Source organism: Sorangium aterium, assembly GCF_028368935.1.
Lineage (GTDB): Bacteria > Myxococcota_A > Polyangia > Polyangiales > Polyangiaceae > Sorangium > Sorangium atrum.
In genome coordinates, this window is sequence record NZ_JAQNDK010000002.1 from 2,404,567 (window position 1) to 2,428,260 (window position 23,694).

Consider the following 23,694-nt stretch of genomic DNA (forward strand, 5'->3'; position numbering starts at 1 on the left):
CGGGGGGTGCGTCGGCGCCGCGCCGCGTGCGCCGTGCGGGGAACGCGCTGCCTGAACCGTGCGATAGCAAGGAGATGAGAAGATGACGATCTCGATGTATCAAGCCTCGGTCCCGGTGCTCGTCAGGATGCTCGGCAACCTCTCGGCGATCCTCACCAAGGCCGCCGCGTATGCCGAGGCGAAGAAGATCGAGCCTCGCGTCCTGCTCGACGCGCGCCTCGCCCCGGACATGCTCTCGCTCACGCGCCAGGTGCAGATCGCCACCGACTCGGCCAAGGGCTGTGGAGCGCGGCTGGCGGCCGTGGACCTGCCGAAGTACGAGGACAACGAGGCCAGCTTCGACGAGCTACAGGCCCGCATCGCCAAGACTGTCGCGTTCCTGAAAAGCCTCCGGCCCGAGCAGATCGACGGCTCCGAGGACCGCGATGTCTCCATCCCGGCGCGCGACCAGACGCTGCAGTTCAAGGGCCTTGTTTACCTGCTGAACTTCGTGCTGCCCAACTTCTATTTCCACGTGACGACCGCCTACGCGATCTTGCGCCACAACGGCCTCGACATCGGCAAGATGGACTTCCTGGGCGCCCGCTAATCCGAGCGGCGCCCGAGCGGCGGGCACCCGCTGCGGATACGGGCCCACCTCGACGTTTTCGGTGCTCAGCGCACTGGAGTGCGCTTCCGCGCCGAAAACGCCGATCTGGGCCCGTCTCCTGTGCGGGTGACCGCCGCTCGTCGTCGCTTCGGGGGGGTGGATTCAGAAGAGACGAAGATTTCTTTTGTTGCGGGCATGCCCTGACGCCGTGGCTGTCGGGGGGCTGACGCCTGCTACCGCGTGCGCCTTCGATCATGCTGATGCGCTGGAAGCGGGCCGAGCCGCGTCGTGTCGACGAGGAGCGAGACGACGAGCGAGAAGAAGCGGCGGCGCGTCTCGAAGCTCGGGCTCAGGTCGGGGAGGAGGGCGCCTATCCGCCCTGCGCCGGCGTCGTGGAGGACGCGCTTGGCCATGTCGAGGGGCTCGATGTGGGCGGGGTAGAGGTCGTCCCCGGAGAGCTTTCTGATGAGGCCCACGTACTCGCCCACGAGCGGCGCGACGTCCGCCCGCGCGAGGGCGAGCGCGTCCACCGGGAGGGAGCTCGCGGTGAAGACGAAGTGGAGGTCCCTGTCGTCGCAACCGGCGACGAGGGTGCAGGGCTCGCGCGAGGGCCAGGGCGGCTCGCCGGAGACGATATCGGCCGTGATCGTGCGCCACTCCTGCCTGCGGAGCGGCGACGCGCTCGACCAGAGGCGCTCTTCGATTCGGATGGCATGGACGGGCATAGGGGCTGAGCTCATTGTAGCGCTCACGCGTCACGATTGTAACGGCCCACGGTTGGCTACCGAGAAGTCGACAAAACTACATAATATACGCATTATCCACATTTGGCCCGGTGCGCGATCGCCGTCGAGACCCTCGAACGCCCTGGATAGAATTCCGTAGCAATCTCTGCTTCGTCATCCCCAACCACCGACGCGCAGCCGCTCGCTTCAACAGCTTGTTGGGCGGCGACGTCACGGAAGCACGCGCTTTGTGCACAGGTCGAGCGCTTCGGGGAGCGACGACAAGGTCTGTTCGAGAGAATGACTCCGGGCGATGCACTCAAACGTCTCGTCGTGGAAGGCACCAGCCGACCGCATCGACGCCGCCCGAAGCAGTCACCGCCGAGCCTGATGGGTCGAACGGCTGATTCCCATCTCTCGCCTCCCCGTCTCCCCGTGAATCTTTCCTTCGTTCTCTCCGCCCGACGAGTCAACGGCTGGTCAACCAAGGCCGCCGGAGCCCATCTGTCGATTCAGGCGCTCTGGGCGACCTCATGCACAGAAGGTCTCACGGAGCGGCGCTGCGCCGCAAGGCCGGCGTGTCGTCCAGCGCCGCAGGGCAGGTTCATCCAACGCCGGCAGCCTTTCCGGGGTGCCGTGGGCGCGGTGGACCGCGCCTACGCGGTGGTGGTAGGAGGAGATATGGCGACGAGGCGTGCAGCATGGATGTGCGCGGCGTGGATGCTCACAGCCGGTGGATGCACCACGCTCGTGGGGCTGGACGATAGCTACCACCTGGAAGGAGCGGGTGGCGAGGCCGGCGCGGGCGCTGGCGGCGAGGCCGGCGCGGGCGGCGACGCGGGCACGGGCGGGGGCGAGGTCGACGTCCCCACGGACGTCGAGCTGATCGACGACATGGAAGACGGCGACAGCGCCATCGATGAGGCCGGTGGCAGGGTCGGCTACTGGTACAGCTTCAATGACGGGACGGGCACGCAGACTCCCCCGGTCTACTCGGAAGAGAATCCCGTCGGGTTCATCCCGGAGACGCTCGCGGAGCCGCGCGGCGAGAGCACGATGGCGATGCACACGTTCGGATCCGGCTTCACCGAGTGGGGCGCGGGGTTCGGCTTCGCGCTGAACGGCCCCGACGGGGGCCGGCTCGCCTACGACGCGTCGGCGTACAGCGGCATCGTGTTCTGGGCCAAGCTCGGCGACGCGGGCGCGGCGACGACGATGAAGGTCAACATCACGGACAAGACCTCGGACCCCGCGGGCGGGATCTGCGATGAATCGGGAGAGGACGTGGCCAATCCGTGCTTCGACGACTGGTCAACCACCACGCACCTCGGCGCGGAGTGGGCCCCGGTCGTTATCCCCTTCGAGGAGTTCGCGCGCGGTGGTGAAGGCGCCGAGCCAACCGCCGAGCCCATCGACCTCACAGGGCTCTTCGCGATCGAGTTTGGGTTCACCCAAGGGGAAGATTTCGACGTCTATATCGACGACGTCGGCTTCTACCCATGATCGCGTGATGTGGGCCTCTCGGCGGCGTGCCCCTGCGATCGCGGGCGCTCAGCGAAATGCGTCGAGGTGATCCCGGACCCACGCCGCGAAGGGCCGCGGCGGGCGGCCGAGGACCGCGGCGACGTCGTCCGTCGGCGCCGACGCGCGCCCGTCGCGCAGGAACGTGAGGCCCTGCAGGACCGCCGCGACGAACGCTTCCGGGGCGCCGGCCGCCCGCATCTTCGCCGTCGCATGCTCGACGGTGACGTCCTCGGCGGCGATCGGGCGCCCGAGCGCCTCGGCGAGGATCGCGATCTGCTCGTGCGCGTCGAGGCCGGCGGGCCCGGTGAGCGTATACGCCCGCCCGTCGTGATCGTTCGACGTGAGCGCCCGGGCGGCGACGGCCGCGACGTCGCGCGGGTCGACGATCGCGTGCTTCCCTGTGCCGGTCGAGATCTCGATCGAGGCCCCGGCGCGCACGTTGGCGGCCCACGCGAGCACGTTCGAGTGGAATCCCGCCGGCCGGAGCAGCGTGAAGCGGCGCCGCGTCGCGATCACCGCTTCTTCTCCGGCCCGATGCCAGCTGGACGCGATGAGGTCCTCTTGCTCGGCGCCGTAAGCCGAGAGCTTGACGATCTGCTCGACCCGCGAGCGCACCACCGCCGCGGCCATCGCGCGGTCGTGATCGGCCACCGTCGGCCCCGGCGCCGTGAGCAAGAAGACGCGGTCGGCGCCTTCGAGCGAGCGCGCGAGCGACGGCGCATCCGTGAAGTCTCCGCAGGCCACCTCGACGTCGCTCCCCCAGAGCGCACGCGCGCGGGCGGGATCGCGGGTGAGCACCCGCACGTCGGCCCGGGCGGCGAGCAGCTGTGGGATCAGGGCGCGACCGATGGTGCCTGTCGCACCAGCAACAAGGATCATGAACACCTCCGTTTCGAGAGCGAAGCCTGCTGTCCCGGCGAGGCCGCCTCTTGGAGATTCCGGCACGAAGGTCGAGCGCTTCGGCGCGCGACGGCCGAGGCGGCCGAGGCCGGGCGCGCTACACTGCCGCCGTGCTTGCGCCGTTGCTCCCGCCCTCCCGCCCGGAGCGCCGCGACCTCTCGCCGGGCGCGCCGCTCCGTTCCTGGGTCTCCGACGTCCACGTGATGAGCGCCGTCCCCTCGCCGCCAGCGGGGTGGACGCGGCTGCCGAGCGGGACCACGTCGCTCGTCGCGTGCTGGACCGGCGGCGAGCCGGTCGTGGCCGCCGTCGGGCCGCTCCAGCGCGCCACGTTCAAGCCCTCGGGCGCGGTGCCTCTCTATGCTCGCCTCTCGTTCCACCCCGGGGGCGCCCGGCCCGCGCTCGGCGTCGCCGCCCACGAGCTCGTCGATCGCGTCGTCCCTCTCGACGACCTCTGGGGCGCACGCGCGCGCGAGCTTCGGCAAGCGCTCGCGCGCGCCGGCGGGGACCCGGCCGCGGCGGTGCGCCTGCTCGAGGACGCCCTCTGCCGCGCGGTCGACGCGAGCGTCGACGCCCCGGCGCGCCGGGCGCTCCTGCGCCGCGCCGTCGATGCCCTCGACGCGTCCGCGCAGGCACCCGACCCGGAGGCCTCCATCCCCGCGCTCGCGCGGCGCCTCCGCGTCGCCGAGCGGACGCTGCGCGCGCTCTTCCACGAGGAGATCGGCATCTCGCCGAAGCGCTACGCCCGCATCGCGCGTATCCGTCGCGCCGCCGAGCGCCTCGCCACGACGAGCCTCGCGCGGCTCGCCCTCGAGACCGGCTTCTACGACCAGGCCCACCTCACGGCCGAGTTCCGGTCGCTGCTCGGGGTGACGCCGCGGGCCTACCTCGCCGGCGCGCGTCCGTCCGCGAGGCCCGGGTGCGGCGGCGCGACGGCGCGCGGGTGACCTCGGCGCCGGCGGGCGCGTTTCTTTTCCGCAGGCGCGGCGTATCCCGGGGCCGCGCGCCCCACGGGATCATTCGAGGAGGTTGTCCCGCACCGGCATCCCCTTGCGGTGTTCTTCCCTGTCCACGTGCGGTGCGCGGGGCTTCACACCGGCGTCAGGCTTGCCGCTCGGGACCATCATCGCCCCGCCGGCGCCGGCGTCCGCGGGGGCGCCGGCGTCGCGGACCAGGATGGCCTGGCCAGCCTCCCCGTCCGCTGGCGCCGTGGCATCCATCTCCTCGCCGGCGTCGGATGCGCCCCCGCTCACGGAGCCGCTGGTCGGGGCGGGCGCGCTCTGGCCGCTGCTCCCGCCGGCCGCGCCCCGCCGGTCAGGGCCGGTCCGCGCGTCGGGGCCGCTCGGCGACGCGCCCGGGTCGCTCGCGCCGCCCTTGCACGCAAGGAACGCCCCGGCGACCATGGCGATCGCGATCGACGCGCCCGCCTTGAGCCGCCTCTTCAGCCGCCGCAGCCCCACCTTCTTCGGATCAGCGAACATCCGGCGCCTCCGCGCTCTCCGCCTCGAGCCGCGGGCGGCGTCTCAGCTGAATGGTCCTCGTGTCCCCGCAGGCGGCCTGCGCCGGCGGCGCAACGACGGGCAACGCTTCGGGGGCCGGGGCGGGATACCGGTTCTCGTCGGCGCCGCGGTACACCCCGAAGATCGATAACGCGCTGTGGACGAGCTCGGCGAGCTCGAGCCGGCGCGGCATCACGTCCGTCATGTGGCAGACGAGGTACCAGGCGCGGAACATCGCATAGAAGAAATCGTTGGGCGGGAGCTTGATGAGCCGCCTCACGAGCGGCAGCAGCGCAGGAATGGCGGCCGTGACCGCGAACACCTTGTGCAGGTTCTCGATCTGCCGCTTCTCCTCGTCGGACGAGAAGCGCAGCACCGACTCGGTGTAGTAGCTGTCGTCGATGAGGTCGAAGTCCCCGCTGAAATGGCCGTGCTCGACCGCGTACGCAGCGATGCCCGTCCCCGGGTAGGGCGTGCACAACGTGGCGGCGGCGTAGTCCACGTCGAGCTCGATGTTGAGCTCCAGCGTCGCCAGATCGTCGTCGAGCGTCCCGCCCGGGATGCCGAGGATGTTGTCGGCGAAGACCACGATCCCCGCGCGCTTGAGGAGGCGGATCCCGTGGACGAGCCGGTCCATCCGGATCTGGCGCCGCAGGACGCCGTTCGCGAGCTCGGGGTTCGCTGTCTCGATGCCGACGTTGACGGTGTAACAGCCAGACCAGGCGAGGAGATCCACCATCTCCTCGGTCATCATGTCGGCGCGCAGGTGGCAGTAATAAGGCAGCTTCACCTCGCGACGGTAGAGCTCTCCGAACTGCCTCAGCCACTCGGCGTCGTACACGAAGATGCTCTCGCGAAAGCCGACGAACTGGAGCGGACCTTCCTTCATCACGTGGACGAGCTCGGCCACGACGTTCTCGGGGCTCCGGACGCGCACCTTCTTCCAGCTCGAGCCGTAGTGCTCGACCAGCGACGGGTTGAAGCAGTAGCTGCAGGGGAAGGGGCACCCCCGGTTGGTGGTGAACGACTTGAGGGGGCGCCGCCGCAGGCTGTCGTCGTACTCGTAGAGCAGATGCCGCGGAGGGAAGGGGATCGCGTCGAGGTCGCGGCGCAGCCCGCGCGCTGGATTCCTGTAGATCTTCCCCTCCGATTTGACCCAGAGGTCCCGGATACCGCGGTGATCGTCGCCTCGCGCCAGCGCGTCGCACAGCTCGACGGCGGCGTCCTCGCCCTCGCCCTGGCACACCACGTCGAGCCCCGGCGTCTGGATCACCTCCGGATAGTAGGTCGCGTGCGGCCCGCCCATCAGCGACACCACCTTCGGGTAATGCTGCTTGATGTGGTGATTGAGGCCGAGATAATAGCGATGGAGCCCGGTCGTCGCCCCGAAGGCGATGACGTCCGGCCCGTACCGCCGCACCTCGGCGAGGACGTCGTTGCCGCGCGTGCCGATGAACTTGCACTCGTGGCCCGCTTGCTCGAGACAGCCCGCCACGTACAGGGCGCCGAGCGGCTCGGCCCCCTCTATCTCCTTGACGATGAAGAGAACCTTGACCCCCATCGGCTGCACCTCCGCGAGCGTCTGTCGATTCGAACGGCGCCTGGCGCGGCGATGGTGCCACGACCTCACGACGGAAGGAAGGCGCCTTCTCCTCCAGCGCGATCCCGACGTCTCGACGTCCAGGCATCGAAATCGTTGGTGGTTGAAGTATCTGCTCTCAGCAGTGATGTGCAGCGAGACGCCGCGCGCTGATACCGTCGGGATTCAAAAAACGCGACGGCGGTAGATAAAATGGGTGGGTTGGTGGGTCGTTGGGGCACAAAAATGTTCGCGATCGACCTCTGCCGTGAGCCGGACGGGACAGGTTCTGGTACATCATATCAAATCGGCGCTGTTGAGTCGCAGCGTCGGGAACCCGTGCAGGTGCCAATCCATGTGGTCGGCGCTCGCACCAACTCGTGCCTTTCTTCGGGCGCGGCGTGGAGAACACGGTGAACCCCGAGCAACACACGCATCGCTGGCCTCTCGAGCTTTTCGGCTCACACCTCAGGTACGCTGCGCCGCTCCTGCTCGCGTTCGTCGCGGCTTGCAACGGCCAGATCGGCGGGCCCGGCCAGTCCACGGGCGCTGGCACAGGCCCCGGCGGGGACGAGCCTGGGATCGTCGAACCCCCGGAAGACGTGCTGGATTCGGCGTTCTGCCAGACGCCGAGGCCCGGTACCGCGCCGCTCCGCCGTCTCAGCAATTACGAGTACGCCAACACGGTGAAGGATCTCTTCTCCGGCGTCCCGGGCGTGGCCTCCACCGTCGACAAGGTGGTCGCCACGTTCCCGAACGAGTCCGAGTCGCTCGGCTTCCGCAACAACGCGAGCTTCTTGACCGTCGGCTCGCTCGTCGCGCAGAAGTTCCTCGACGCCGCGGAGCAGGTCGCCGCTGTCGCGGCCCACGCTTCGGGCCTTGTCGACTGCGATCCGGAGGAGCTCGGTGAGCTCGAGTGCGCGCGCGACTTCATCCGCGCCTTCGGCGCCAAGGCGTACCGGCGGCCGCTCACGGAGGCCGAGGTCCAGAGTTACGAGGAGCGCTTCACCGCAGGATCGGACGGGTACACCTTCGAAGACGGCATCGAGTGGGTCGTCTTCAGCATGCTGCAGTCGCCGAACGTGCTCTATCGCGTCGAGCTTGGCCAGGCGAGCACGGGTGACGTCACCGAGCCCACGCCGTACGAGATGGCCTCGCGGCTCTCGTACCTTGTCTGGCAGTCGCATCCGGACGAGGAGCTCACGCGGGAGGCGGAGGCGGACGAGCTCGGCACGCCAGAGCAGCTCGAAGCCCAGGTGCGGCGCATGCTGGCCGATCCCAAGGCCGAGCGCTTGCTCGAGTACTTCGACCAGTGGCTCGACACCGACATCCTGAGCAGCATGAACCGCGATCCGGCGGTGTATCCGGACCTCTCGCGCGACCTGCCCGCCTTGCTGCGAGCGGAGACGCGCACGTTCGTGAAGGACCTGTTCGCGAGCCCGAGCGGCTCGCTCGGCGACCTCTTCGCCGGCGACTACAGCTTCGTGAACGGCCCGCTCGCGCAGCACTACGGCGTGAGCGGGGTGAGCGGCGACGATTTCGTCAGGGTCGACATGCCTGGCCGCTCGGGCGTGCTGACCCAGGGCATGATGCTCACGCGCGACAAGGCGACCCGCACCTCCATCGTCCGCCGCGGCCTCAAGGTGCGCACCGATCTCCTGTGCCAGATCGTGCCTGCGCCGCCCAACAACGTGAAGCTCGATCTCGAGGGCCTGGGAGAGGGGCTCTCGCAGCGCGAGCGCCTCGAGCTCCACCGCACCGAGCCGAGCTGCGCGGGGTGCCACTCGCTGATGGATCCCATCGGCGTTGTGTTCGAGTCGTTCGACGCCGTGGGCCGCCCCCGCACCACGGACGAGGCCGGCAGGCCGATCGACACCTCGAGCGCCATCTCGAGCACGCGCGACGTCAACGGCCCTGTGGCGAACGCCGCCGAGCTGGGACAGCGCCTCGCGCAGAGCGAGGAGGCGCGCGCCTGCTATGTGCTGCAAAACTTCCGCTTCTTCTACGGCCGCGACAAGACCGACGCCGATCGCTGCTCGATGGCGTCGCTCTCGCTCGCGTTCAAGGACAGCGGCTACAGCCTGTCCGAGCTCGTGGTCGCGCTCACGCAGACCGACGCCTTCCGCTACCGCCCCGTCATCGTCCCGGAGAAACAATGAAACCTCTGAGCCGCCGTACCTTCCTGCGTGGCGCATCCGGAGTTGCGCTCGCGCTCCCGTTCCTCGATGCGATGCGTTCGAGCCGCGCGCGAGCCCAGACGACGCCGTCCCCGCGCCGTATCATGTTCGTGTTCCAGGCGAACGGCGACGAGACGGAGAGGCGCTTCGACGCCCGCGGCGAGACGAGCTTTCAGCTCGGCGAGTTCCTCGCCCCGCTCGAGCCTTACCGCGAGGATCTCCTCTTTCTCAACAACCTGCACAAGCACTTCTACGATCTGCCGGAGTCCGAGCGGGCCGACAACCACCAGCAGGGCGGCAGCTCGCTCGCTCCGTGGAAGTCCGGCACCGGATCGTTCCCCATCGGGGGCACCGAGAGCACGATCGGTTACGTGGAGGGGCCGAGCGCCGACTACGCGATCGGCGGTCGCGTGCTGGAAGCCAACGAGAGCATCGCTCACCGGCACCTCGTGTACCGCGTCGGGGACAAGTGGAACGACATCTGGAACACGCACTCCCACGCGGGGCCCGCGGGCGAGCAGAACCCGATCCCGCCGGAGACCGACCCGTACGAGGCTTACGCCCGGATCTTCGCCTCCATGCCCGACGACGGGGGCGCGCAGCAAGAGGTGCTGAGGCGCCTGGCGAAGAAGCAGTCGGCCATCGATCTGGTGCGCGAAGAGGGGAACTCCCTGCTCACCCGGGTCGGCGCCGAGGACCGCGTCAAGATCCAGCAGCACCTCGACGCGATGCGCGACGTCGAGCGCGCGCTCCAGGCCGGCAACGGCGCGGCCGCGTGCGTGAAGACCCCGCTCGGCGAGCGGCTCAACCCGTACGCCGACGAGAACCACGCGATCATGGGCGAGCTGTTCTTCAAGATCAGCGCCCTCGCGTTCGCCTGCGATCTGACGCGCGTGGTGCATTTCAACTGGAGCGGCAACACCAGCAACCGCGTCTACTCGAACCTGGGCCTCAGCGACGGGCACCACGACATCTCGCACAACAGCGATGACGACTCGTTCGCCAAGGTGCGCAAGATCCACAGGCACCTCTGGGAGCAGAACACGAAGCTCTACGAGATCTTGAAGAACACGAGCGACGGCGACGGCACGCTCTGGGATCATACGCTCGTCGTGCACTGGAACGAGCTCGGGCAGGGCGACAGCCACAGCATCGAGGACAGCCTGGTCGTGTTCGCCGGCAAGGCTCACGACTACTTCCGGCGCGGGCGGCTGGTGGATTTCCGCGGCGATCGCTCCTTCGCCGACATGCTCGTGAGCTGCTTCCACTACATGGGCTTCGAAGACGTCAAGAGCTTCGGCGAGGGCGTCTTGAACACCGGGGGCGCCCTGCCGCTCACGTGAGCAGGCGCCGCCTCCCGCCGGCGGCGCGGAACGCAGCGCATGCGGCGCCCCGCCTGCGGGCGCGCTCCGTAGGCTTTTCCAGGTGAGCGCTCCTCCCGCGGGTGCTTCACTGGGCGGCATGTCGATCATCCAGCCTTGTTTCGATCGGTCGGTCGTCGTCCGTGGCGCCGACGCTGAGATCGTCGGCTCTCCCGCCGCGCGGATCCAGCTCCTCGCGGACAGCAGCGCGACGGGCGGAGCCCTCTCCACCGTGCGCGTGACGCTCGCGAAGGACGCGGACGGCGCGCGGCCCCATCGCCACGACGGCTCGGCCGAGATGTTCTACGTGCTCGACGGCGCCGTGCAGGTCCTCTCGGGGAGCGACGTCGTGACGGCCGAGAAGGGCGATCTCCTCGTGGTCCCTCCGCGCGTCGCCCACGCGTTCGCCGCCGCGCGCGGCAAGGGCGCGGAGCTCCTGGTCGTCATCACCCCAGGGGTCGAGCGCTTCGACTACTTCCGCAAGCTGACGCGCATCGCCCGCGGCGAGGAGCCGCCCGAGACCTTGCGCGACGTGCAGGAGCTCTACGATACGTACTTCCTGAGCAGCCCCGAATGGGAGGCGGCGCGCCGGTGAACGCGCTTCGAGGTCGCGCGCGGTGGGGCGCCGCTCGCGGACCGCGTCGCGTCGATGTATCCTGGATGGAGCATGCCCTTCACCTTCCTGTGCATCGATCACGTGCAGCTGGCCATGCCGCCCGGGCAGGAGCCGCGCGCCGTGGCGTTCTACCGGGACGTGCTCGGGATGGAGCAGGTCCCCAAGCCCGAGCCGCTCGCGTCCCGCGGCGGCGCCTGGTTCCGCGCGGCCGGCGTGACGGTGCACCTCGGCGTCGAGCGCGACTTCCAGCCGGCGCGCAAGGCGCACCCCGGCTTCGCCGTGAGGGGCATCGACGAGATCGCCGCCGCGCTCCTGGCCGCGGGCCACGCCGTCCGCTGGAGCGACGAGCTGCCCGGCGTGCGGCGGTTCCACACCGACGATCCGTTCGGGAACCGCATCGAGATCATCGACGCTGACGCGGGCTGAGCAGTACTCCACGTCGCCACCAGCGCATCGACCTACGCCGCGACCTGCTCCCGCGCGCCCAGCGCCTGACCCCTGAATCACGTCGTTCGCCTTAACACGACTTAACGGTCGGTGGCCTCGGCTCGCGCTATTCAGGGCCGCGGGGGAAAACATCGCTCTCAGGAGAATCCTTATGATCGAGAAGAACACTCTGTCGATGCATGCCAATTCTCTCCGTCCGTCACGCGCTGTCCTGCCGCGGATTGGCGCGGCGCTGTTGCTCCTCGGAGCCCTCGGCGCCGCCGCATGCACCGCCGGTGCCGGCGCGGACGACGAGGAGAGCCTCGGCGTGGCGAGCCAGCGCGGAACTTACGATCTGACGAGCAGCTACACGGGCACCGTCGGTGACACCCGTGGCTGGCTCATCGAGTGGCAGGTCCCTCAGCTCCTCAACGCGTCCACGGCCTGGACCGCGGTTGGCCAGTGGTACTACAATCTAGAGTCTGGCATCTACCACAGCCCGGACGGGTGGTTCGTCTACTACTTCGGAGATGACAACGGCGTCACGGGGAATCATTCGAGCTGCAACACCCAGTGGGGCTCGGGTGGCACCTGCGGCGGCTCGCTCGGCAACCTGCAGCCCGGGCAGCAGGTCGTCTTCAAGTACGAGTGGTGCACGCCCGAGCGCGTCGCGAGCGTGACCGGCGCCCAGCTCTGCCTCTATGTCGACATGAAGAACGGCGCCGGCTGGCAGTTCCTCGCCCAGGACGCGCGCACCACCGTCGAGATGTATGCGCACGACATCGAGCATTTCGCCGACGTGGGCCCGCAGTATCCCCAGCCGCAGGTCTCCTGCCAGGCGCCCATCAAGATGCTTCGCCAGCAGGTGAAGACGACGGCGGGCGCCTGGCAGAACATGTCGGGCGCGAGCACCTGGTCGTTCCACGACGCCGCTCCTTACGTCTACCAGAACAAGAACCTCAGCGCGTCGCCGTCGACCTGGGAGGCCTGCACGTCGACCGTGCCCACGAGCAACTGCAGCGGCGTGCCCGCGTGGGCGTCGGCGCAGGTGTATACGCCCTCCACGCAGGTCACCAACGGCGGCCACCTCTGGTCGGCGACCCAGCAGATCTGGTGGTCGCACCCGGATTGCCCGCCCAGCAACCCGACGTCTTGGTGCCCGGCCGAGTGGGCCGACCTCGGGCCCTGTAACTGATCGCGGAGCCCGCGCCCCACGAGGCGGGCTGGAGGCAACCCTCCTTTCGGCGTAGGATGCGCAGGGCAGATGCGCATCCTCCTCGTGGGGCTCTTGCTCCTCGTGCTGGCGACCGGGCTCGCCATCCTTCACCGCCGGCGGAAGCGGCGCTCACGCGCGCGCCCGCGCGGCGATAGCACCGTGGTCATGTACACGGCGAGCTTCGAAGCCGTCCGGCGCGGGCAGCGGGTCTTGCTCCCGGAGCATGTCGTGCTCGCTGCGCTCTGCGATCGCCGGGTGGCAATGCTGGTCGCATCGGCCGGCGCGAGCGCCGCGTCCCTGCGGCGCGAGCTGACTCAACACCTCGCGGGGCCGCGCGAGGCACCCACGGACCTCGCCACGCTCGAGTTATCGCCGGCCGCGAATGCCATCGTGGATCGCGCCTGGTCGAGGTCGGTGTCGTGGCGGGGCCCGTCGCCGATCGATCTGGTGGTCGTGGCGCAGTCGGCGGGGGAGCGCTGCTTCGCCGCCGCGCTGCTCACGAGGGCGTGTCCCGACCTCGACCAGGCGAGCCGGGAGCCGCCCCGTGCCCCGGAGCGCAGCAACCATGCAGGCGAGCTGGTCGAGATCGTGCTCTGGAACGACGACGTGACCAGGATGGAAGCCGTGGAGCGCTTGCTCGTCGACTGCTTCGGAATGGACGAGGTCGAGGCGACGCACTTCATGCTGACCGTGCACCTCGCGGGCTCCGCCGCAGCGGGCCCGTATCCGCCGGACGTCGCCGCCGGGCTCCTGGCGCGCGCGACGCAGGTCGCACGCGAGCGCGGCATGCCGATCCGGATCACGCTCGGCCCGGCGGCAGAGGAGATGGGCTTCACCTGGGCGACCGAGCCCGCCCGGGCGGAGGAGGCGCGCGGCGGCGAGCTGCGCGCGCCGCAATCCTCCTGAGACGACGGCCGGCGCCGCCAGAGCCCGATCCAGCACGACGGCCCCGCGGTGAGCTCGATGAGCTCGTCGTTCAGCCGGCAGTTCGGGGCGGCTCATGGTGTTGTCGCGGGAGGCGGCGTGCGCCGGGTTGCCTGCGTCAGGGCGTCAGGGCGAAGCAGTAGATGCCGCCGTAGCCGCCGCCGCCGCCGACGGTGTTCGAGCCCTGCTGGGGGCCTCCTATGTCCACGATGGTGACCCCCGGCGCGCACCCCGGTGCATTGTGAGACGTTATCCAGTGGGACCCGCTCCCGCCCCCGCCCGGGCCGCCGCCGCCGCCCCGCGGCCACGAGTGTCCAAGCTGCGGTCCACCCTCGGCCCTGTCTCCCGTCTTCGCCGTCCAGTCCTTGCACGTCGCCGTGGCGCCCTGGAGCTGCCCCTGGGCGTTGGAGCCCGTCAGGGTGTCGTGGTTGTCGACCGCGGGTTGGTTCGGATCGGGCTGGTGGTTGGGGACGCCGTCCTCGTTCGGCAGATCGTTCATGATCGCCGCGTCGGCCCCGCTGGGACGCGTGTTGAGCAGCTCCTCCTTTTCGTTCGCGACCAGCCGGCCCAGCCGGTCGTACCAGGGCCCCTCGCCGATCCGGTCGATTGCGTTGACCTGATTCCCGTCCTCGCCTGCCGTGGCGCTCAGGAACGCGCGCCACGTCTTGCCCCCTGCGCCCGGGAGGCTCTTCTCGGCGATCGTCGCGCAGATCTTGTCCGCGCCGCGGAGACCGGCGCCCGGCCCCGTCTCCCCGAAGCGGAGGTCGCCCCCGAAGCCATCCTGGGAGCCCGACAGCTCCCGCATGGCGGCGAGGCTGGTCACGAAGAAGCTGAATCTCTCGGTCGTCCCGCCGCTCGCGGTGGATGAGGTGGTATCGCCGCTCGAGGTGGACGAGGTGGTATCGCCGCTCGCGGTGGATGAGGTGGTGTCGCCGCTCGAGGTGGACGAGGTGGTGTCGCCGCCGGAGGTGGATGAGGTGGTGCCGCCGCCGGAGGTGGACGAGGTGGTGCCGCCGCCGGAGGTGGATGAGGTGGTGCCGCCGCCGGAGGTGGTCGAGCCGTCGCTCGAGGTGTCCGCATCCGAGCCTGAACCGGAGCAGCCGACCACGTGCGAGAAGAGCGCGAGGGTCAGAGGCAGCAGCAAGTGGCGATAAGTGCGTGTCATGGTCTCCGTTTCCTTTCTCGTGTTAAGCAGGAGGGCAGCCGCGCCGCGGGGCGGCGAGGCTCACTGGCATGGGAGGGCGCGCGGCAGGTCCTGCCCTCGGGGCGCTGCGAGCTGTCGCAGGAGGTGAGCCCCGCGATCACCACCGGTCGTTCGAGCGGGGCCGAGATGACCCGATCGACCCGGCCGTGCGCGATCGCCATGGAGCCCACCGCCTTGCGCCCTCCGAGCCCGACGTGTCGTTGCTGCCAGCCGCACCCCCGAGGTCGAGCAGGCGAGAGACATGGGGATCACGGTCCAGCCGAGGGCGCCGGTGCCCCATCCGCCTGGCGGTGGGAATTTCTCAATTCGGCAAACTTTTTGCAACACCCAGATGACTATGTGTCAGCGCCGCGGGATGGGAGGTCAATCTTTTTCGCGGGCTCTTGGATGGGATGTTCCGCCCAGAAGGTCGCGCTCTGTTGCGCGTGACGCCTTCTCCGCCACGAGCTCGCTCGCCGTCGGTCGGGCAGCATGGAGCTCCGAACGGACCCCGCGCGCGGCGCGTGCTCCCGCCCTCCAGAGCCGCTTTCCGTCATGCAACGCGGTCGTCCCGATTCGCGCCATCTGGTAAATTTGGAGTCGAGATCGATTCTTGGCCCCCTTTTGAACTTACGGAGGTTCCATGTCTTTGGGTTCCCGCGCATTCCCGCCCACGCTTGCCGCCCTCGGTGTCGCCGCCCTCGTCTCGCTGCCCGGCCAGGCGCGCGCCGACGATTCTTTTGCCATGTCGATCGGGGTCTCCGTGTCGGTCTCCTTCGGCCAGAAGCTCGCCTTCGGTCTTGGCGGCGACCTCCGCGCGACGTTCCTGATGGAGGGCAGCATGGCCGGAGTGTTCGATTCGGGTCGCATGGGATTCGGTCCGTTCGTGCAGGCGACATGGCTCGACTTCTCTGCCGGCCGCTTCGCGATAGGCAGCCATGGCGGCGGCGATACCTCGGGCAACTCCGACCAGGCCGTCGCCTGCAGCATCGACGGTGAGCTCGGCTGGACGTACCGCACCCGCATCAGCGACGAGTTCCCGGCGCAGCACGGCCTCCACATCGGCGCGATGGCCAGCCTGTTCGAGCCTGTGGTCGTCGATTTTTCGGCGCGCGCGGTCATTCCGCTGTCGGGCGAGCTGTTCGTCCCCGAGGGGATGTTTGGCATGGGTGTCCGCGCCAATCGGCCTTTCGGAGAGCGGTCCCATGTCATCGACGGCCGGCCGCTGCGCACGGCGGATGGGGTCGTGCTCCCGCCGGTGCTCGGGCTGGGCCCCGCTGCATCGCGCCCCGCGCGGCTCGATCGCGCGACCCGGGCGGCGCTCGCGGGGGCGTGGCTGGACAGCGCGCGGGCCGAGTGCGGCTCCATCCCGGCGTTCCTCGCCCTCGCGCGGGACCTCATGGCGGTGGGCGCGCCCGCGTCGCTCGTGTCGCGGGCGCTCGGCGCGCTCGGCGATGAGGTCCGCCACACGGCGCGGTGCAGCGCGATCGCGAGCGCGCTCGCGGGGTGGCGCCTCAGGCCAGCGCTGCTCCCGCCTCCGGCGGCGCGCGACGCCGACCGCCAGGCGGCGCTCGTGCGGATGGCGCTCGAGGCGTGGCACGACGGCTGTCTTGGCGAGGGCACGGCGGCGGCCCGGGCGCGCCGGTCGCTCGCGGGGGCGAAGGACGCAGGCGTGCGCGCGGCGCTCGGCGAGATCGCGCGCGACGAGGCGCTGCACGCCGAGCTCGGGTGGCGCGTGCTCGCCTACTGCCTGGCCGAGGGCGGGCGCGAGGTGCGCGAGGCGGTCGGCGACGCGATGACGGGGCCGGCGCCGGCCCCGCCGGCGGACGACGCCGAGGTCGAGGGCGAGCGGAAGGAGGTGCAGGCCTTCGGCCGGCTCCCGCGCGCGGAGGCCGACGCCGCCTGGGACGAGACGTGGGCGGCGGCGCGGCGCGACGGGGAACGGATGCTCGTCGCCGCGTGAGCGGCCGCGGCGAGCGCGCCTGACGGCGAGCGCGCCTGAGGGAGAACCGCATCGGGCGGAATTTTCCGCTTGCGCTGCTTGTGCACGCTTTCGTCTACTGGGACGATGCGCACGTGGACTCATCGCTCTTCAGTGCTGGTGATAACGATCCTTGCGACCTTGCCGGGATGTGGAGATGACGTAGAGCCGTTCGAGGGCGTGGTACTCGGCCTGACCGATCGGTACGTCACCGAGGGCGGCGAGATCACCGTGAGCCGGGACATGTCGGAGTACGAGTCCGTCGAGGCCCAGGTGGTCGCCGCGGACGGCGCGGCGCAGGTCTTCCCGGGCGCGCTGTCGGCCGACGGCTCGCGCTGGGAGATCCCGGCGGTGCCCGAGGGCGAGTACTGGATCGTGACGACCACCGCGCCGGACGAGCGCGCGACGAACGCGCCGAAGAGCCGCGCGATGCTGCAGGCGACGGCGCGCGGCCGACCTCCGGATATCGCGGTTCATCGCGCAGGTGACGGCGAACGCGCCGGTCGCCCTCTCGAGCACGGTCACCTCGATGGTGATGTACCAGGAGCCCGGCACCGGCGTGCCCCTCTATGGAAGCACCCCCACGTTGCTCCAGGCGCAGGTCACGAGCGGCCAGGAGCCGGTCGACCCGACCTGCTTCTCGACGGACGACACGTGCGAGGCTGAGCTTTGCCCGGATGGGTGCAACGATGCGTTGACGACGTTCCACCCCGGCGACCACGCGGCGACGTACCGGTATGGCAACCCGTACGCCGAGAGAGGCATGGAGCTGCTCGACGTGAGGGTGACGTTCCGCACGCGGGTGATGCATCCCGTCGATGAGGTCCAGGAGAGCCTGCGCGGCTTCATTGCGGTCGTCACGAGCGCCGAGGACGCGAACGGCGCGGCGGTGGAGGCGCTGCTCGGCTTGCCGCGGGACCCGCGGATCGACGGCGTGAGCCTGCCGGTGGACAAGGTGACCGAGGGCGCCGGCGCGACACCGACCATCACCTTCGAGCCGCCGGACCTGGGCGAGCCGGACGGGTATCGCGTCGTCGTCTTCCTGTATGATGACATCAAGGACGCGGACGGTGCGGTGTTGAGCCAGCGCACGAGCGTGCTCAGCGTCGATACCACGGCGACCACGGTCAAGGTGCCGGAGGGCGTGCTCGAGAGCGGGCGGTACTACAGCGTGCAGATCACCGCGTACCTGGGCGAGCACACGCGACAGGCGCCCTTCAAGTACCGAGGAGCGACGCTGGCCCAGGCTCAGACGTACACGGGCATGTTCACGCCCTGAGGGCGCGCGCTCGCTGGCGCGCACCAGGCCCAGGCACCGGCGGTCGGGCCCGGGTTGGAGCCACTCCTTCCCGACGCCCTGCGGGCTGGCGCAGCAGCCAGCCAGCCCTTGCGGGCACGGCCACGCCGAGAAGGGCGCAGATCGTCCCCTGGGGGCGAAACTTGCATCCCGCATGGCCTCGATGGATCGGAATCGACGTCACGCGAACGCGAGCGAGCTGAACAACCTGGTTCGGCGCAATATAGAGACCCTGCTCGCCGTACGAGAGAAGATGGAACGTGGAAAGACCCATCGAGAGATGGTGGCAGACGCGATCACCCGCTTCGCGGGGAGCATGCCTTTCGTCTATATCCACGCTCTCCTGTTCGGGGGCTGGATCCTGTTGAACCTGGGCATCGTCCCCTGGATCCAGCCCTTCGACCCATTCCCGTTCGTGATGCTGGCGATGATCGCATCGGTCGAGGCGATCTTCCTGTCGACCTTCGTGCTCATCAGCCAGAACCGGATGCAGGCGCTCGCGGACAAACGGGCTGATCTGGACCTCCAGATCAACCTCCTCGCCGAGCACGAGGTCACGCGCTTGATCGGCCTCGTGGACGACATCGCTCGTCATCTCGGTGTCACCAGCGGACAGGACGCAAACCTGGACGAATTGAAGAGGGATGTCCGGCCCGAAGAGGTCATCGAGGAGATCGAGCGGGCGGCGCGCGACAGGCCCGGCACGTGAGGCCGCGTGAGCGCGCGAGGCCCGGATGAGCCCGGTGCGCAGCGTGGCGAGCCGAACATACCAAGTTCAGCATCACCTCGAGCGAATCCTTTTTGGGCAGCACCGGGGGAGGGAAGTCCAAATGCCTCGGAGGCGCCGAGCCCCCAGCTGCGGCGCCTGCGGCTCGGCGCAGCTCAGCGCTTGCCCTTGGCGCCGCCTGCCTTTGCCGCGCCGCCGCCGCTCCCATGCGCGTTCGCCTTGCCGCTGCCGCCATGGTCCTTGTCATGGATCATGACCTTGGTGCCGCCGCCGCCATGATCCTTGTCATGGATCATGACCTTGGTGCCGCCGCCGCCATGGTCCTTGTCATGGATCATGACCTTGACCTTGTCGCCGCCGCCATGGTCCTTGTCATGGATCATGACCTTGACCTTGTCGCCGCCGCGATCGTGGTCATGCACCTTCACGTGCACGTCGGCGCGCGCGCCGACGTGCACGTCGACGTCAGGCCCATCTGTGAAGCTCTTCACGAGGATGTTGACCCGCGGCGCCCGCGCGGCCGTCGCGATCACGCGCACGCCCGGCCGGTAGCCCCAGAGCGCCACGCGCGTCGTGCCGCGGAATCCGAGCGCGACCGTCAGTCGGAACGGGTTCACCACCGCCGCGAGCTTGCCCACGAAGTAGAACCCAGCAGAAGCCGGCGCGAGGACCAGCACCTCGGGTCGCTCGGCCACGAGACCCAGCTTGAGCGTTCGCCCCTCGATGGCGACCGGCTTGAGGTGAGCATCGAGCACATAGACGCGCACCTCTCCCGTGGCCTCGTTGGCGACCATCTCGAGCCGGTCGTCGCCGACCACCTGGACGGAGCCGCCGTGGGGGCCCACCGTGACCTCGGACACCTTGCTCTCCACGCTCACCCTGGCGCTCGCCACGAGCTCCGCCGTGCCGCCCGCGGGCACGTGCAGCACGCCGCTCCACGCCTTGCCCGAGACCGTGAGCGTGTAGCTGATCTCCGTCAGGTCCGCCTCGAGCCTCGGCCCGGCCGCGACCAGGAGCCCCGTCCGCGCGTCGATCGCGAGCGGGATCGTCCGCGCCTCTCCGGACGGCAGCTTCCAGACGAGCGTGCCACCGACGTCCTCCTTGATGCGCACACCGGAGCTGGCGGTGATCGCGGCCTTCACCTGGCCGTCCCCGTCGATGCGCCAGGCGACGTTCCCTTCGTCGTGCTCCTCGACCAGCGCCGCGGCGCCGAGCTCCTCGCTCAGGGCCATCTCCGCGCTGGCCGTCGCCGTGGCCTCGCCGCAGGCGGGCAGGTGCGCGAGTGTGAGAGCCACCAGCGCGATACGAGCCCTACGGATCATCGGTTCCTCCGTTGCCATCTGCGCCTCGCCGGCCAGCGCCGGCCCGGTCGTGGCATCCTCTCGACTTCCTGGACAGCAGTGCGCCCTCCGGGGCGCCGCGGCTCATCAATCTCGTGGTGGGGACGTGTGGGGCACCTTCGGGGTATGTCGATCAGCGTCTCAAGGAGGCGTTCCTGAGCCAGGCGCCGGGGCGGGATACGTCCGGCCGTCCGGCGGCGCTGAGGCGGCCGCGCCGCGCCATCCTGTCGATCGCTCGTCGCGAGAGCGCGCATGCTACCGTCCGTTCCGATCATGGAAGGTTCGATCCTTCGGCACATCGTCGCGAGCGATGGGACGCGCATCGCGTGGCACACGCACCAGCGCCCAGGCGAGGTGCAGCTGCGAGATCGAGCGCCCGTCGTCCTCACGAACGGCCTCAGCACGACGGAGAACTTCTGGAAGCACCTCGTCAGCGCGCTCGCAACGACGACCCACCTGGTCCACTGGAGCTACCGGGGTCACGGGCAGAGCGAGACGGCGCGCTCGGGCGATTACGCCATTCCGACCCACGCAGACGACCTTCTCCGGGTGACGGAGGCGGTCCGTGCTCGTAGCGCGTTCGCCGGCGCGCCGGTGCACATCGGCTTTTCCATGGGCGTCACGGTGCTGCTCGAGCTCTATCGCCGCCGCCCCGATCTCGTGCGCGCGATGGTGCTCATCGCCGGCGGCGCCGATCACCCCTACGCATCGAGCGCCGCCTTCCGGATCCCCGGCGCGCGCGCGGCCCTCCGTGTGGCGCTGCGGACGGCGGCCCCCATCGTTCCTCGCATGGCGCCGGTCGTGCGCCGCGTTACGGCGTCCAGCGCCCTCTTCCCCCTGGGCCAGGCCGCGGGCGTCTTCGGGCCCGAGGCGCCTCGGGAGGAGCTGGAGCATTTCCTCCGCGCCGTCGGGACCATGGACCTTCGCGCTTACTGGGAGTCTCTGCGGTCGTTGATGGCGGCACGCGCTTCGGACGTCCTCCCCCAGGTGCGGGTGCCGGTCCTGGTGATCGCGCCCGAGCGCGACGTGATGGCCCTGCGGGCCGATCTCGACATGCTGCGACGCCTCATCCAGGGTGCCGAGTGGATGATCGTGCCCCGCACAGGCCACGCGATGCTCCTCGAGGCAGGGGGCGTGGTATCGGCCCGCGTACAGGAGTTCTTGCTCGACCTGCAGTAGCGCGCGCCGCCCGCGAGCAGATCGAGAAGCGAGGCGTCCGGATGAGGGCGGGCGACTACACCGACCCGAGGTCGCTGGGAGAGGCGTTCGCCGGCGGAGACAAGCTGCCGGTGGCGCCCGGGATCGTGAAATAAAACGTGCTGCCCTCGCCGAGCCTGCTCTCCACCCAGATCCTGCCGGCGTGAGCCTCAACGATGCTCCTGCAGATGTAGAGGCCGAGGACCAGGCCTCTCCTGTCCTTCCCACCGGCCTGCCAGAATCGCTCGAAGACGAGCTCCAGGAGGTCGTCGGGTATTCCAGGGCCGGTGTCGTTCACCGACAAGCGAAGCTCGCCCCCAGCGCGCTCGCCGCGAACGCGGATCCTCCCGTGGCGTCGCGGCGGCCCTTGTTCCGCGCGATGCCGGGCCGGGTGAGATGGACCGGCCGAAGCTGGGCGACCGAGGAGGCACGCGCCTGGTCTCGCGATGGAGCGTCGAGATCCTCAAGGCCTCCGGTCAGCGTGGTCGATCCGGCCGACCGGTCAGACGCTGCCGCTCACTTCGCGGTGCGGTGTTCCCGTCGAGCGATGACTCGATCGTGTACAGCGCTCCCTGATAAAAGATGCTCCCGTCCTCGCTCAACTTTCCACCGCGCAGCACGTTGGCCGCGCTCTCGTACAGCAGAACGGGCGTCAGGCCCGCGGTAAGCGCGCTGGTGAGCATCCAGGTGCCCTCCGCACCCTGAACGCCGCGAACGCCTCTTCGAAATCGGCCTCGACCTCCGCGACCACCCAGGCCTCCTCCTGCGCAGAGAGCGGCGACGCCTCCCCGTCGAAGCGGAGCGCGAGCAGCGAGCTCAGGAGGAAGCCAGGCCACGATCGCACGGAGTCACCGGCGCCGCGGTGATGGTCTTGGGCCTGGATCAGCACGGCGAGCCCATCGCAGAGGGAGGCGAGGCGCCACCGCGCTCTGGACGAGAGGCCAGCAAAGGGGCCGCCGAGAGAGCGCGCCAGCGCGCGTAGATCGGTCGGCAGCCGCTCCGCGCGCGGCGGCGAGCCCAGAGCGAGGTCTGCGCCCGCGAGCGTGGGGCCTGGGGCGGGCATGGTACTTGGCGTAGACGCGTGGATCATATCGGCATTCTCCCGGGCGCGGGACGCACGCCGCGCGCGTGCCTCCCAGGTTCCGCAGGAGTCGCCTCGATCGTCGCTTGACGGCCTTGCTCGCCGCTCGTGGCCGACGGGGCCAGGCGGCATCTCCCACAGCTTCGCCGTGAATGTAAAGCGTAGCAGAACGAAGGCGGCAGCGCCCCATAAGTCGATGAAGCGCTTGCTGATTTTGCGGATGCTTGCGGATGCGAGGCTTTCCTACGAGCTTCTCACGAATCGCCCGACGGGCGCCGAGAGAGCTCTGCTCCGAAGCGGGCTGCCTACCCCTCGGCCCGCGTGACGTCGGCCTCCAGCCGGGCGACCTGACGCCTGTCGGGCATCCGGAGGACGCCCATCCAGGCCAGCACACGGATGACCTGATAGGCCGGATCGATCTCGAACCACCGCACCGCGAAGTTGGGGCTCATCGAGTACTTGTGGTGGTTGTTCTGGAAGAGCTCGCCGAGCGTCACGATGTCGAGGGCGAGCGTATTGCGCGAGTCGTCGTCGCTGTTGAAGTTGCGGTAGCCGTAGCGGTGGCCGCACCAGTTCACGATCGCCCCGTGCAGCGGGCCCATGGTCCAGTGCAGCGGGAGGAACAGGAACTGCCACCAGTGCGAGGCGAAGGCCATGTAGAAGACCGTGTAACCCGCGCCCCACGCGATGCGGCTGATCCACGAGTTGCCGATGCGGTCGAGCGTGCGCCACTCGGGGTAGCCACCGAGGAAGCGCGGCTCCACGTCGGCGGTGCCGTCGCAGATGGCATCGTAGAGCATCTTGGTCCGCCACATCATCGAGGCGGGCTCGGCAAAGTACCGCGGCGAGTGGGGGTCCTTCGGCGTGTCGCTGTACGCGTGGTGCGCGCGGTGCAGGATCGCGTAGGCCCGGGGGACGAGGAACGAGGAGCCCTGCGTGAGGTACGTGAGAAGGTGAAACACTCGCTCTGAGCGCTTCGACATCGTAAACATCCGATGCGACGCGTACCGGTGGAGGAAGAAGGTCTGGAAGAAGACCGCGAGTGTGGAGTGCGCGATGAGGACAACAACTAACTCCATCCGCGGTTTATACAACGAAGCGCGCCTGGCGGGAAGCCAGCTCACGATCATAATGCGAGCCCATTGGATACGATCCACCTGCCTCGTTTCATATGTCCCCGCAGCGCGCCGTTCCGTCCGTGACGACGAGCTGCGACCATCCATCCTACGGAGAGAGTTCCCGCACGGCATCGTGCTGGATCCTGCCCGCACCGGCCGCAGCGCGGGGCCGCTCCGCGAGGGGCCTGCGCTCGGGGGCCGCACGTCCTCGCGCCTGTTCGGACGATTCCGAGAGGA

General features: G+C 69.5%; 23 protein-coding genes. 14 read left to right on the forward strand and 9 right to left on the reverse strand.

Annotation, left to right across the window (positions count from 1 at the left end; genetic code table 11):
• Window positions 1–82 precede the first annotated feature (82 nt).
• Window positions 83–589, forward strand: a complete 507-nt coding sequence (locus POL72_RS23985; protein WP_272097846.1) for a DUF1993 domain-containing protein — start codon at window positions 83–85, stop codon at window positions 587–589.
• A 233-nt stretch (window positions 590–822) separates the two neighbouring features.
• On the opposite strand, the gene POL72_RS23990 is transcribed toward POL72_RS23985, so the two are convergent.
• Window positions 823–1,314 (reverse strand): UPF0262 family protein, encoded by a 492-nt coding sequence (locus POL72_RS23990; protein WP_272097847.1) that lies wholly within the window; start codon window positions 1,312–1,314, stop codon window positions 823–825.
• Between the two features lie 681 nt (window positions 1,315–1,995).
• Here POL72_RS23990 and POL72_RS23995 point away from each other — a divergent pair.
• A complete protein-coding gene (locus POL72_RS23995) occupies window positions 1,996–2,817 on the forward strand; it encodes a CIA30 family protein (RefSeq protein WP_272097848.1) in 822 nt (273 codons plus the stop codon).
• Between the two features lie 48 nt (window positions 2,818–2,865).
• Here POL72_RS23995 and POL72_RS24000 read toward each other — a convergent pair whose 3' ends face one another.
• Complete coding sequence (locus tag POL72_RS24000; protein WP_272097849.1) at window positions 2,866–3,717, reverse strand: NAD(P)H-binding protein; 852 nt, start codon at window positions 3,715–3,717, stop codon at window positions 2,866–2,868.
• Window positions 3,718–3,848: 131 nt separating this feature from the next.
• On the opposite strand from POL72_RS24000, the gene POL72_RS24005 reads away from it, so the two are divergent.
• Window positions 3,849–4,682, forward strand: coding sequence for a helix-turn-helix domain-containing protein (locus POL72_RS24005; protein WP_272097850.1), 834 nt, complete (start codon window positions 3,849–3,851; stop codon window positions 4,680–4,682).
• Window positions 4,683–4,751: 69 nt separating this feature from the next.
• On the opposite strand, the gene POL72_RS24010 is transcribed toward POL72_RS24005, so the two are convergent.
• Both POL72_RS24010 and POL72_RS24015 read right to left on the reverse strand, forming a co-directional pair.
• On the reverse strand, window positions 4,752–5,216 hold the full coding sequence (locus tag POL72_RS24010; protein ID WP_272097851.1) for a hypothetical protein: 465 nt from the start codon (window positions 5,214–5,216) through the stop codon (window positions 4,752–4,754).
• The gene (locus POL72_RS24015; RefSeq protein ID WP_272097852.1) at window positions 5,206–6,795 is read right to left on the reverse strand and encodes a B12-binding domain-containing radical SAM protein; all 1,590 of its coding nucleotides are present in this window, start codon (window positions 6,793–6,795) and stop codon (window positions 5,206–5,208) included. Before POL72_RS24015 ends, POL72_RS24010 begins: the two co-directional genes overlap by 11 nt.
• A 431-nt stretch (window positions 6,796–7,226) precedes the next feature.
• On the opposite strand from POL72_RS24015, the gene POL72_RS24020 reads away from it, so the two are divergent.
• The 6 genes from POL72_RS24020 to POL72_RS24045 all read left to right on the forward strand — a co-directional run bounded on the left by POL72_RS24020 (window position 7,227) and on the right by POL72_RS24045 (window position 13,515).
• Complete coding sequence (locus tag POL72_RS24020; protein WP_272097853.1) at window positions 7,227–8,972, forward strand: DUF1592 domain-containing protein; 1,746 nt, start codon at window positions 7,227–7,229, stop codon at window positions 8,970–8,972.
• Between the two features lie 71 nt (window positions 8,973–9,043).
• Window positions 9,044–10,333: a DUF1552 domain-containing protein gene (locus POL72_RS24025; RefSeq protein ID WP_272097854.1), complete on the forward strand. Its 1,290-nt coding sequence runs from the start codon at window positions 9,044–9,046 to the stop codon at window positions 10,331–10,333.
• An 82-nt stretch (window positions 10,334–10,415) separates the two neighbouring features.
• Window positions 10,416–10,946, forward strand: a complete 531-nt coding sequence (locus POL72_RS24030) for a cupin domain-containing protein (RefSeq protein WP_272097855.1) — start codon at window positions 10,416–10,418, stop codon at window positions 10,944–10,946.
• 72 nt (window positions 10,947–11,018) lie between these two features.
• The gene (locus POL72_RS24035) at window positions 11,019–11,393 is read left to right on the forward strand and encodes a VOC family protein (protein ID WP_272097856.1); all 375 of its coding nucleotides are present in this window, start codon (window positions 11,019–11,021) and stop codon (window positions 11,391–11,393) included.
• A 256-nt stretch (window positions 11,394–11,649) separates the two neighbouring features.
• Complete coding sequence (locus POL72_RS24040; protein ID WP_272097857.1) at window positions 11,650–12,588, forward strand: hypothetical protein; 939 nt, start codon at window positions 11,650–11,652, stop codon at window positions 12,586–12,588.
• 69 nt (window positions 12,589–12,657) lie between these two features.
• Window positions 12,658–13,515 (forward strand): ATP-dependent Clp protease adaptor ClpS, encoded by an 858-nt coding sequence (locus tag POL72_RS24045; protein WP_272097858.1) that lies wholly within the window; start codon window positions 12,658–12,660, stop codon window positions 13,513–13,515.
• Window positions 13,516–13,651: 136 nt separating this feature from the next.
• Here POL72_RS24045 and POL72_RS24050 read toward each other — a convergent pair whose 3' ends face one another.
• A complete protein-coding gene (locus tag POL72_RS24050) occupies window positions 13,652–14,356 on the reverse strand; it encodes a hypothetical protein (RefSeq protein WP_272097859.1) in 705 nt (234 codons plus the stop codon).
• Between POL72_RS24050 and POL72_RS24055 the strand changes: the two genes are divergently transcribed.
• From POL72_RS24055 to POL72_RS24070, 4 genes are all read left to right on the forward strand, one after another.
• Complete coding sequence (locus POL72_RS24055) at window positions 14,337–14,687, forward strand: hypothetical protein (RefSeq protein WP_272097860.1); 351 nt, start codon at window positions 14,337–14,339, stop codon at window positions 14,685–14,687. The genes POL72_RS24050 and POL72_RS24055 overlap by 20 nt on opposite strands.
• A 672-nt stretch (window positions 14,688–15,359) precedes the next feature.
• Entirely contained in the window at window positions 15,360–16,679 is a 1,320-nt protein-coding gene (locus POL72_RS24060; protein WP_272097861.1) for a hypothetical protein, read from the forward strand.
• Between the two features lie 502 nt (window positions 16,680–17,181).
• Window positions 17,182–17,976, forward strand: coding sequence for a hypothetical protein (locus POL72_RS24065; protein ID WP_272097862.1), 795 nt, complete (start codon window positions 17,182–17,184; stop codon window positions 17,974–17,976).
• Between the two features lie 172 nt (window positions 17,977–18,148).
• On the forward strand, window positions 18,149–18,703 hold the full coding sequence (locus tag POL72_RS24070) for a DUF1003 domain-containing protein (protein WP_272097863.1): 555 nt from the start codon (window positions 18,149–18,151) through the stop codon (window positions 18,701–18,703).
• A gap of 173 nt (window positions 18,704–18,876) precedes the next feature.
• Here POL72_RS24070 and POL72_RS24075 read toward each other — a convergent pair whose 3' ends face one another.
• Window positions 18,877–20,016 (reverse strand): hypothetical protein, encoded by a 1,140-nt coding sequence (locus tag POL72_RS24075; protein WP_272097864.1) that lies wholly within the window; start codon window positions 20,014–20,016, stop codon window positions 18,877–18,879.
• Window positions 20,017–20,334: 318 nt separating this feature from the next.
• Here POL72_RS24075 and POL72_RS24080 point away from each other — a divergent pair, with 318 nt between their 5' ends.
• Window positions 20,335–21,240, forward strand: a complete 906-nt coding sequence (locus POL72_RS24080; RefSeq protein WP_272097865.1) for an alpha/beta fold hydrolase — start codon at window positions 20,335–20,337, stop codon at window positions 21,238–21,240.
• Between the two features lie 55 nt (window positions 21,241–21,295).
• Here the strand turns inward: POL72_RS24080 and POL72_RS24085 are convergent, their stop codons facing one another.
• The 3 genes from POL72_RS24085 to POL72_RS24095 form a co-directional block, all read right to left on the reverse strand.
• Window positions 21,296–21,706 (reverse strand): sensor histidine kinase, encoded by a 411-nt coding sequence (locus tag POL72_RS24085; protein ID WP_272097959.1) that lies wholly within the window; start codon window positions 21,704–21,706, stop codon window positions 21,296–21,298.
• Window positions 21,707–21,910: 204 nt separating this feature from the next.
• Entirely contained in the window at window positions 21,911–22,348 is a 438-nt protein-coding gene (locus POL72_RS24090; RefSeq protein ID WP_272097866.1) for a hypothetical protein, read from the reverse strand.
• Window positions 22,349–22,644: 296 nt separating this feature from the next.
• The gene (locus POL72_RS24095; protein ID WP_276596886.1) at window positions 22,645–23,469 is read right to left on the reverse strand and encodes an acyl-CoA desaturase; all 825 of its coding nucleotides are present in this window, start codon (window positions 23,467–23,469) and stop codon (window positions 22,645–22,647) included.
• Window positions 23,470–23,694: the final 225 nt, after the last annotated feature.

What these genes read in the sequence shown, in the direction of transcription:
- POL72_RS23985 (WP_272097846.1), top strand. Translation starts at nt 83, where the DNA reads ATGACGATCTCGATGTATCAAGCCTCGGTCCCGGTGCTCGTCAGGATG.
- POL72_RS23990 (WP_272097847.1), bottom strand. Translation starts at nt 1,314, where the DNA reads ATGCCCGTCCATGCCATCCGAATCGAAGAGCGCCTCTGGTCGAGCGCG.
- POL72_RS23995 (WP_272097848.1), top strand. Translation starts at nt 1,996, where the DNA reads ATGGCGACGAGGCGTGCAGCATGGATGTGCGCGGCGTGGATGCTCACA.
- POL72_RS24000 (WP_272097849.1), bottom strand. Translation starts at nt 3,717, where the DNA reads ATGATCCTTGTTGCTGGTGCGACAGGCACCATCGGTCGCGCCCTGATC.
- POL72_RS24010 (WP_272097851.1), bottom strand. Translation starts at nt 5,216, where the DNA reads ATGTTCGCTGATCCGAAGAAGGTGGGGCTGCGGCGGCTGAAGAGGCGG.
- POL72_RS24015 (WP_272097852.1), bottom strand. Translation starts at nt 6,795, where the DNA reads ATGGGGGTCAAGGTTCTCTTCATCGTCAAGGAGATAGAGGGGGCCGAG.
- POL72_RS24025 (WP_272097854.1), top strand. Translation starts at nt 9,044, where the DNA reads ATGCGTTCGAGCCGCGCGCGAGCCCAGACGACGCCGTCCCCGCGCCGT.
- POL72_RS24035 (WP_272097856.1), top strand. Translation starts at nt 11,019, where the DNA reads ATGCCCTTCACCTTCCTGTGCATCGATCACGTGCAGCTGGCCATGCCG.
- POL72_RS24045 (WP_272097858.1), top strand. Translation starts at nt 12,658, where the DNA reads ATGCGCATCCTCCTCGTGGGGCTCTTGCTCCTCGTGCTGGCGACCGGG.
- POL72_RS24055 (WP_272097860.1), top strand. Translation starts at nt 14,337, where the DNA reads ATGGCGGCGAGGCTGGTCACGAAGAAGCTGAATCTCTCGGTCGTCCCG.
- POL72_RS24060 (WP_272097861.1), top strand. Translation starts at nt 15,360, where the DNA reads ATGTCTTTGGGTTCCCGCGCATTCCCGCCCACGCTTGCCGCCCTCGGT.
- POL72_RS24070 (WP_272097863.1), top strand. Translation starts at nt 18,149, where the DNA reads ATGGCCTCGATGGATCGGAATCGACGTCACGCGAACGCGAGCGAGCTG.
- POL72_RS24080 (WP_272097865.1), top strand. Translation starts at nt 20,335, where the DNA reads ATGGAAGGTTCGATCCTTCGGCACATCGTCGCGAGCGATGGGACGCGC.
- POL72_RS24090 (WP_272097866.1), bottom strand. Translation starts at nt 22,348, where the DNA reads ATGATCCACGCGTCTACGCCAAGTACCATGCCCGCCCCAGGCCCCACG.
- POL72_RS24095 (WP_276596886.1), bottom strand. Translation starts at nt 23,469, where the DNA reads ATGATCGTGAGCTGGCTTCCCGCCAGGCGCGCTTCGTTGTATAAACCG.